This window comes from uncultured Aggregatibacter sp. (assembly GCF_901873365.1).
GTDB lineage: Bacteria > Pseudomonadota > Gammaproteobacteria > Enterobacterales > Pasteurellaceae > Aggregatibacter.
In genome coordinates this window covers 1-8,910 of record NZ_CABFLM010000087.1, presented here as the reverse complement: position 1 = coordinate 8,910, position 8,910 = coordinate 1, and the positions used below count along the sequence as shown (strand labels likewise).

The following is an 8,910-nucleotide window of genomic DNA, read 5'->3' as shown; positions in this document are numbered from 1 at the left end:
GGTCGTTAGCTCAGTCGGTAGAGCAGCGGACTTTTAATCCGTTGGTCGAAGGTTCGAATCCTTCACGACCCACCAAACCAATCAATATTTTCAGATTGATTTCCTAGCGTATTATTTTTTTGTGTAAATGTTACTTCATTCAAGTAAATGAATTGTGAATACTAGCTACTTTTTAAAAGTAACATCATCCTACTCTTACCTGCTCTACTATCCCTAGCAAAAGCAAAAATGTTTCAATGCAATTTTTAATCTCTTTATTAGCTTGCCTTTAAAATCGTACACAATGTTAAATCCGATAATAAACCATAAACGAATAAGTTGAGACTATGTTATAATCAACTCGTTTTTTATTAACAAATTAGGTACCCCATGAAAAAACTACTCTTTATACTTGCCGGCATATTAACAATCACGGCTTGCTCTCAACCCAAAGATATCTATTTTAACGGATCCGAGGGATCTCACTCTGGATTAAAATACGATAAAACAACGAAAACCATTGGGATAAACCCATAGTTCTCTAAAAAGTGCAGTGAAACTGCATTTTATACTGTTATACACAGATTATAGGAAACACTCTCTTATAAGCCTTTCAGAGATTCAAAGGCATCATGTTAATCTCAGAGAAAGATAATTTTCATTCTTTCTTCCATAATAAAAAACCGAGCATAAGCTCGGCTTTTTTATTCGTCTTGCAAAAATTAGTATGCTAACACAGCACGACGGTTTTTAGAGTAAGCAGCTTCGTCATGACCTAACACTGCTGGTTTTTCTTCACCGTAAGAAACGGTAGAGATTTGGCTACCTTGAACACCTTTAGAGGTTAAGAAGCTTTGCACTGCGTGTGCACGACGTTCACCTAATGCCATGTTGTATTCTGGTGTACCACGTTCATCGGTGTTACCTTCAACACGAACACTTGTTGCTGGGGTAGCTGTCAAGTATGCAGCATGAGCATCTAAGATTTGAGCATATTCGCCTTCAATATTGTATTTATCAAAACCGAAATATACAGTGTTATAACGTTGTTGCAAATCTTGAACAGAATAGCCGCCAAAAGTTTGGCCATTACCATTACCGTTACCGTTTTCAGTTTTATTTGAAGATCCGCAAGCTGCTAATACAGCTACAGAACCAGCAACTAACAATGCTTTGGTTAATTTATTCATTGAATTCTCCTTGTTTATTTAGTTAAGTATGGTGACCAAGCTGGAAATTTCACTTGTCCATCATTTCCTGGTAAACGTGCTTTAAAGCGTCCGTCTGTGGACACTAATTGTAACACCTTTCCCAAGCCTTGGGTAGAGCTGTAAATAATCATAATACCATTAGGTGAAATACTTGGACTTTCATCTAAAAAAGTTGAACTTAGCACTTCGGAGCTACCTGATGCCAAATCTTGTTTCACGATGCTATTACTTCCATCTACCATCACTAACGTATTGCCATCTGCGCTGATTTGGCCACTACCACGTCCACCAACTAAAGATACACCGCCACCGGTTGCACTCATACGGTAAACTTGCGGAGAGCCGCCTCTGTCGGAGGTGAACACGATTGATTGGCCATCAGGCGACCAAGATGGTTCGGTATTATTGCCGGCACCACTGGTTAACTGAGAAACCTGTCCACTACCCAAATTTATTACATAAATATTTAATACACCATCTTTTGAAGACGCAAAAGCTAATCTTGAGCCATCCGGAGAAAATGCCGGCGCCCCATTATGTCCAGGGAATGAAGCGACGACCTTACGCGCCATAGATCCCAAATCTTGTAAAATAATTTGCGCTTTTTTATTTTCAAAAGAAACATAGGCAAGTTTTTTGCCGTCAGGAGACCATGCCGGAGACATAAATGGCTGGGAACTCTTATTAATAATGAATTGATTAAATCCATCATAATCTGCTACGCGAACTTCGTAAGGCTGAGAGCCCCCATTTTTTTGTACAACATACGCAATACGGGTTCTAAATGCGCCGCGAATACCGGTTAATTTTTCAAAGGACTCATCGCTCACCGTATGAGCACCATAACGCAGCCATTTTTGTGTCACCGTATATTGATTTTGTGAAAGAATCGAACCGGCATTTCCCATGGTATCCACTAATTGATACGCAATATCAAAGCCTCCATTGGATGGGGTAACTTGCCCAACAATAACCGCTTCAATACCCTGTGCAGACCAAAGTTGAGGATTCACCTCCGCAGCTGACGTCGGTTGTTGAGGCATTTTCCCCACTGGCATAGGATTAAATTTTCCACTATTGCGCAAATCGTCAGAAATGATTTGCGCAATATCCGCCGGGGCACTGCCCGGTCCGTTCCACTTAAAAGGCACGACAGCGATTGGACGAGCAGAATCCATCACTTCGTCAATCACGATACGAACCTCCGCTCGAGCAACGGATGTTAGCCCTAACAGCATGATACATAAACTAAAAATTCGAATAACAATTTTCATTTGTTCTCCTATCGTTTTAAAAACGCAATAAAAAATTACCGCACTTTTCTTGGGTCAAATCCAAGTGTAAAACTCTTAAACATTTGATACTCTTCCGGTGTTGGCGCTCTACGCATTTTTTTCGCTTGTGAAATCGCATTTAATGCTGCAGCACATAAATCATTTGGTCCGGATTTTTTCTCATATGACAAAATAGTTCCATCACTCGAAATTTCCATTTTAATATCGCAAACTTTGCCGATAAACCGATTATCGCCACGAAAATACGGTTTTATCGAAGAGTAAACAATGCCGGCATAGGCCGAGCCGGTTTTACCACCGTCGCCCGCCCCCATTGATGCTCCTGCACCAAGGCTTCCTTGTTTATTTGCATTACCACCTCGTGTTGCGCTACCTCCACCGATGTCACCACCGTTAAAGAAATCATCTAGCGCATTTTGATCTGCTTTCCGTTGAGCATCGGCTTTCGCCTTAGCTTCAGCCTCTGCCTTCGCTTTTGCATCTGCTTTTGCCTTGGCTTCCGCTTTTGCTTTCGCTTCGGCATCCGCCTTTGCTTTAGCCTCTGCTTTTGCCTTAGCTTCTGCGTCCGCTTTTGCTTTAGCCTCAGCTTGTGCCTTAGCTTCTGCATCGGCTTTTGCTTTAGCATCGGCTTTTGCTTTCGCCTCAGCTTTTGCCCTAGCTTCCGCATCCGCTTTTGCTTTAGCCTCCGCCTCAGCTTTCACCTTGGCTTCCGCTTCAGCCTTTGCTTTAGCTTCTTGCTTTGCTTTTTCAATAGCTGCAGCCTTCGCTTTTGCCTCTTCTTCCGCTTGTTTTGCTGCAGCAGCTAACCGTTTTGCTTCAGCATCTGCTTTTAATTTAGCCGCCTCAGCAGCTTGTTTAGCCTTAGCTACCTCAGCTTGCTTTTGTTTTTCAAGAGCTTCCAGACGGGCTTTTTCTTCCTGCTGTTTTTTCTGCTCAGCTAATAATTTTTGTTTTTCCTGCTCTTTTTGTTGTTCCAGTGCTTTTTGTCGAGCAATTTCTTCTTGGCGTTGTTGCTCTTCTTTTAACGCCTCTTGTTGTTTTTGTTCTTCCTGTTTTTGCGCTTGTTCTTCCTGTTTTTTATCTTCTAAAGATTGTTTTTTTTGCTTTTCGGCTTGACCTTTTTTCTGCTGTTGAATTCGCCCCCATTCTTGTGCGGCAGAACCGGTATCAACCATGACTGCGCCAATCACTTCGCCATCATCACCTTCTCCGCCGCCCATAATATCAACGTTATGATAGAGCGAGCTCAAAATTAATAACACAAACAAAGCCAAGTGCATTATGATCGAAATCACAACGGCATTAACATCGCCTTTTTGTCGCTTATTCTGCACACTCGTTACCTATATTTATTAAATGGGATTTGTCATTAATCCAACTGATTTAATGCCGGCAAGGTGAAGTAAATTCAGTGCTTTAATCACCTCTTCATAAGGCACATCCTTTGCACCACCAACTAAGAACATCGTATTGTTATCTTTATCAAACTCTTGTTTTGATAATTGGGTAACCATATCTTCAGTTAAATTTTCCGTACGGTTACCACCAATTGAAATGGCGTACTGCCCCACACCCGATACCTCTAAAATAACCGGTGTTTTGTCTTCAGTAGACACATTTTGGCTTTGCACGGCATCCGGCAATTCAACTTCTACACTTTGACTAATAATAGGCGCTGTAGCCATAAAAATTAAAACCAATACTAAAAGCACATCCAAAAATGGCACAATATTGATTTCAGATTTGATATCGCGACGCTGACGACGATAAGACATATCAACCCTCTAAACTGAGAATTCTAAAAACAGCTAAAATAATGACCGCACTTTATCAAAATGCGGTGAGAACTCGTTACAATTAATTATGATGCGTTTTACCAAACACTTGACGGTGTAATATAGTTGTAAACTCATCAATAAAATTGCCGTAGTTTTGCTCTAATTTATTCACACGTAAACTTAAACGGTTATAAGCCATAACAGCCGGAATCGCTGCAAATAAACCGATTGCTGTTGCAATTAACGCTTCAGCAATTCCTGGTGCAACCATTTGCAATGTCGCTTGTTTTGCTCCGCTTAATGACATGAATGCGTGCATAATCCCCCAAACCGTACCAAAAAGACCGATATATGGGCTAATGGATGCGACGGTTGCCAAGAATGGAACGCGCGTTTCAATATCTTCAATTTCGCGATTCATAGATAAATTCATTGCACGGGTACTTCCTTTAATGATAGCTTCCGGTGCATCTGGGTTTGCTTGTTTTAAACGCGTAAACTCTTTAAAACCAACATAAAAAATCTGTTCACTACCGGTTAATCCATCACGACGATTAGACAACCCTTCATATAATTTATTTAAATCCTCGCCCGACCAAAAGCGTTCTTCAAATACCATGGATTCTCTTAAGGCTTTTGTTAACACACGGCTACGCTGAATAATAATTGCCCAAGAGGTGATTGAGAAAGCGATAAGAATCAGAATCACTAACTGAACAACGATACTCGCTTTTAGAAACAAATCTAAAAAGTTTAACTCTGCGGTCATTATATGCTCCGAAAATAATTTATTTATATTTGATGAGTTAGCATTGTCTTGATTACCTGTGGGATCGCAACAGGTTTCATTTTTCCAAGATCAACATAGGCTACCTTTACAGTAGCCTGACACAACGTTAATTCATCTCGTTTAATTGCTTGAGAGAAAATGAGAGAAGCCCCTTTTATTTCCGTAATACTGGTTTCAATATATAATAAATCATCCAATTTTGCCGGAATTCGGTAATCCACATTCATGGATTTAACGACAAAGGCACTTTTATTTTCCGCTAACAATGCTTGTTGAGAAAAATTAAATGTTCTTAAATATTCTGTTCTAGCACGCTCTAAAAAATGCAAATAACGTGCATGATAAACGACTCCGCCTGCATCCGTATCTTCATAATAAACACGAGCAGAATAATGAAAAACACTTTGTTCCAATTTTTCTTATCCCTAACCAAACTTCAAAAGGCAAGAAGTTGGCTATTTTAAAATGCTACAAAATGATTAGCAAGTAGCACTCATAAAAATATCCGTTGGATTATCTCTCAGTGAGTAGATTGTTAAACAGTGCGATAATTGCTGCAACATAGCCGAACCATGGCATAAAAATTGCGCGCCAAAACGCAGCTCGAATATCAAAACCGATACCATGAATCCATAAAATGACAACACCCCAAATCACTGCCAAAACATAATAAAATTCAACCGCTCTTAGCTGTGTTGAGAATTGATTGACATTTAAAAAGAAAAAAATCGTTAGTGCCAGTGCTAAAACAAATGAAAGGGTTCGTAACGAACCCTTATTTGCTAATTGATACAATGCGTTAATCATGCATTACTCGTCAAATTGACCTGAACGCTCTTTGTTCATTGTAATTTTTGCACTTACGCCTATCGCGAATAAAACACCGATGACCCAAATTGCATATAACATATTATTCTCCTTAGTATAAGGTGTTTTTATTGTCTTCAACAAAGCTTTCATCTAAATGGCCAAACATTTTGTAGTATGACCAAATAGTGTAAAGCAATGAGATACTCACGAAGACTAATGCGAGATAGAACATTAACGTTAAGGTTAGTTCACTTGATGTTGCATCCCACATTAATAAGCTTTGTGCCGGGTGAGTACTTGAAGGCATCACAAATGGGAACATGGATACTGCTGCCGTAATAATCACGCCTGCCATGGTTAATACAGAGAAGAAGAACGCAAAACCACAACGATTTGCTTTAGAGGCAACCACATTTAATAAGGCACCAATAACAACCAATGCTGGGAAGATCCACAAAGCCGGAGTCTCGTTAAAGTTCTTGAACCATGCACCAACTTCAACCGCTACTTCTTTGCCGGAGGCTGGAGAAGATGGGGCAAAGTGATCCAATACGCTGGTTACAACATAACCTTCTTTAAAGGAAAGCCATACGCCCGCAAGAACAAAGGTAATTAATGTCACTAATGCGCCAATTTGGGTAATGGCTCTTGCACGATTGCGCAACTCTGCCGTTGTTTTCATTTGTAACCAGTTTGCGCCGTGTGTCACTAACATGGCAAGACTTAGCACGCCACAAAGTAGTGCAAATGGGTTTAATAACGCAAAGAACGAACCTGTATAGGTCGCTTGTGAAAGCTCATTTAATTCAAATGGCACACCTTGCAATAAATTACCAAATGCCACACCAAAAACTAATGCTGGTACAAAACCGCCGGCAAACAAGCCCCAATCCCATACTGCACGCCATGTTGGGTTATCAATTTTCGCACGATATTCAAAGCCAATTGGACGGAAAAATAATGCCGCCAACACTAAGAATAAGGCAATATAGAAACCGGAGAAGGCTACGGAATACACAATCGGCCATGCCGCAAAGATTGCACCACCGGCAGTTAATAACCATACTTGGTTACCATCCCAGTGAGGGGCAATGGAATTGATCATAATACGCTTTTCAACTTCTTTTTTACCAGCAACCGGTAAAAGTGCGGTCACGCCCATATCAAAACCATCGGTAACAGAAAAACCGATGAGCAATACAATTACTAGCACCCACCAAATAATACGTAGAAATTCATAATCAATCATAATTCGTCTCCTGCTTATTTAGATGATTGCTCAAAGTAGTATTTACCGGTTTTTAATGCGCTCGGGCCTAAACGGGCGTATTTAAACATTAAGTACATTTCAACAATAATAAAGAAGAAATAAAGCACACAAATTAACCCGATAGAGAACCAGAGATCACTCACACTTAAATTGGATGCCGACACACCAACAGGCAATACTTCATAAATCGCCCAAGGTTGACGACCATACTCAGCTAGGAACCAACCAAATTCAATGGCTAAGAATGGCAATGGTAATCCCCATAACAATGCTTTAAGGAGTAAGGGTGATGCAGTGACTCGACTACGTAAATTTTGCACAAATGCACCAAACGTTAATAAGATAATTAAACCACCGGCAGCTAACATTCCACGGAACGCCCAGAAGTTCGGACCGACATTAGGAATGGTATCACGTGCTGCTTGTTTAATTTGATCTTCCGTTGCATCCACAACTTTATCGGTATAACGTTTTAACAACAATCCAAAACCAAGATCGCCTTTCACTTCATTAAATTGCGCTTTAGTTTCCGGGTTAACCTGACCTGTTGCTTTTTTCTGTGCTTTTAACTGGGTAAACAAATCATAAGCCATAATACCATTGCGAACGCGCGTTTCATTTTTTGCTTGAAGCTCTTTTAGACCGGTAATTTCTTTATCTAAAGAACGTGTAGCAATTAAGCCACCAAGGTATGGAATTTCAATCGCAAAATCATTACGCATTTCTGCGGTATTTGGAAGAGCAACAGGATGGAATGGCGCTGGCGCAGCATGCGTTTCAAATTCAGCTTCCATCGCTGCTAATTTTACAGGTTGCGCTTTACCAATATCGTAACCGGATTCATCGCCCATCACTAGCACGGCAATTGAGGCAATAAATCCCCAGGTAGCCGCAATAGAGAAAGAACGCTTAGCAAAGCCAAGATCACGACCTTTCAACAAATAGTAAGAACTGATTGCCAACACAAAGAATGCACCGGCAACATAACCGCCAGATAAGGTATGCAAGAATTTACTTTGTGCAACCGGATTCAACCATAAATCTAAGAAGCTGGTCATTTCCATACGAACGGTTTCAAAATTAAATTCTGAACCTGTCGGTGATTGCATCCAACCGTTTGCCACCAAAATCCACATCGCAGAAAGGTTTGAACCGAAGGCGACACAATAAGTTGCCAATAGGTGTTTCCCTTTTGTTAGGCGATCCCAACCAAAGAAAAATAAACCCACAAATGTTGATTCTAAGAAGAATGCAAGCAATGCTTCGATCGCCAACGGCGCACCAAAAATATCACCTACATAGTGAGAATAGTAAGACCAGTTCGTACCAAATTGGAATTCCATAATGATACCGGTCGTTACCCCTAGGGCAAAGTTAATCCCAAATAACTTACCCCAAAATTTTGTCATATCTTTATACACTTCTTTACCTGTTACGACATAGGTCGTTTCCATGATGACAAGCACGAAAGACAATCCTAGTGTCAGCGGCACAAAAATGAAGTGATACAGCGCCGTTAAAGCAAACTGTAGTCTTGAGAGTTCAACAACGTCTAACATCTCGACTCCTTGTAAAAGCTACAAGTCCTTAAATTCATGATTACTAAGTAATCACCCCATAAACATCAAAAATGTTTTGAATTTGCATAAGAAAATTATCTTTATAATGACTGCGGCTTAATTTGGATAAACATCAGTGATTACATAGACAACCCAAATGATTGGCACATTCTACTACTAAATATAGGGATAAAGAATAGAGAAATATGTCGCAAAGA

The 8,910-nt window shown here is 40.2% G+C and carries 9 protein-coding genes; all 9 read right to left on the bottom strand.

Annotation, left to right across the window (positions count from 1 at the left end; all coding sequences use genetic code 11):
* Positions 1-701: 701 nt before the first annotated feature.
* Entirely contained in the window at positions 702-1,169 is a 468-nt protein-coding gene (gene pal / locus QZ106_RS07955; RefSeq protein ID WP_295976232.1) for a peptidoglycan-associated lipoprotein Pal, read from the bottom strand.
* 14 nt (positions 1,170-1,183) lie between these two features.
* A complete protein-coding gene (gene tolB, locus QZ106_RS07950) occupies positions 1,184-2,464 on the bottom strand; it encodes a Tol-Pal system beta propeller repeat protein TolB (RefSeq protein ID WP_295976229.1) in 1,281 nt (426 codons plus the stop codon).
* A 35-nt stretch (positions 2,465-2,499) separates the two neighbouring features.
* Positions 2,500-3,819 carry a cell envelope integrity protein TolA gene (gene tolA / locus QZ106_RS07945; protein ID WP_295976228.1) on the bottom strand — a complete coding sequence of 440 codons (1,320 nt, stop codon included), beginning with the start codon at positions 3,817-3,819 and terminating at the stop codon, positions 2,500-2,502.
* Positions 3,820-3,837: 18 nt separating this feature from the next.
* The gene (tolR, locus tag QZ106_RS07940) at positions 3,838-4,260 is read right to left on the bottom strand and encodes a colicin uptake protein TolR (RefSeq protein WP_021615164.1); all 423 of its coding nucleotides are present in this window, start codon (positions 4,258-4,260) and stop codon (positions 3,838-3,840) included.
* An 82-nt stretch (positions 4,261-4,342) separates the two neighbouring features.
* On the bottom strand, positions 4,343-5,032 hold the full coding sequence (gene tolQ / locus QZ106_RS07935) for a protein TolQ (RefSeq protein ID WP_021615165.1): 690 nt from the start codon (positions 5,030-5,032) through the stop codon (positions 4,343-4,345).
* A gap of 23 nt (positions 5,033-5,055) precedes the next feature.
* The gene (gene ybgC, locus QZ106_RS07930; protein WP_295976226.1) at positions 5,056-5,466 is read right to left on the bottom strand and encodes a tol-pal system-associated acyl-CoA thioesterase; all 411 of its coding nucleotides are present in this window, start codon (positions 5,464-5,466) and stop codon (positions 5,056-5,058) included.
* A 100-nt stretch (positions 5,467-5,566) separates the two neighbouring features.
* Positions 5,567-5,860, bottom strand: coding sequence for a cyd operon protein YbgE (ybgE, locus tag QZ106_RS07925; protein WP_295976224.1), 294 nt, complete (start codon positions 5,858-5,860; stop codon positions 5,567-5,569).
* A gap of 112 nt (positions 5,861-5,972) precedes the next feature.
* Entirely contained in the window at positions 5,973-7,112 is a 1,140-nt protein-coding gene (gene cydB / locus QZ106_RS07920) for a cytochrome d ubiquinol oxidase subunit II (protein WP_295976221.1), read from the bottom strand.
* Between the two features lie 14 nt (positions 7,113-7,126).
* Entirely contained in the window at positions 7,127-8,692 is a 1,566-nt protein-coding gene (locus QZ106_RS07915) for a cytochrome ubiquinol oxidase subunit I (RefSeq protein ID WP_021615169.1), read from the bottom strand.
* Positions 8,693-8,910 lie beyond the last annotated feature (218 nt).

Excerpts from the sequence above, each read along its gene's own strand:
- pal (WP_295976232.1), bottom strand. The coding sequence starts at position 1,169 with ATGAATAAATTAACCAAAGCATTGTTAGTTGCTGGTTCTGTAGCTGTA.
- tolB (WP_295976229.1), bottom strand. The coding sequence starts at position 2,464 with ATGAAAATTGTTATTCGAATTTTTAGTTTATGTATCATGCTGTTAGGG.
- tolR (WP_021615164.1), bottom strand. The coding sequence starts at position 4,260 with ATGTCTTATCGTCGTCAGCGTCGCGATATCAAATCTGAAATCAATATT.
- tolQ (WP_021615165.1), bottom strand. The coding sequence starts at position 5,032 with ATGACCGCAGAGTTAAACTTTTTAGATTTGTTTCTAAAAGCGAGTATC.
- ybgE (WP_295976224.1), bottom strand. The coding sequence starts at position 5,860 with ATGATTAACGCATTGTATCAATTAGCAAATAAGGGTTCGTTACGAACC.
- cydB (WP_295976221.1), bottom strand. The coding sequence starts at position 7,112 with ATGATTGATTATGAATTTCTACGTATTATTTGGTGGGTGCTAGTAATT.
- QZ106_RS07915 (WP_021615169.1), bottom strand. The coding sequence starts at position 8,692 with ATGTTAGACGTTGTTGAACTCTCAAGACTACAGTTTGCTTTAACGGCG.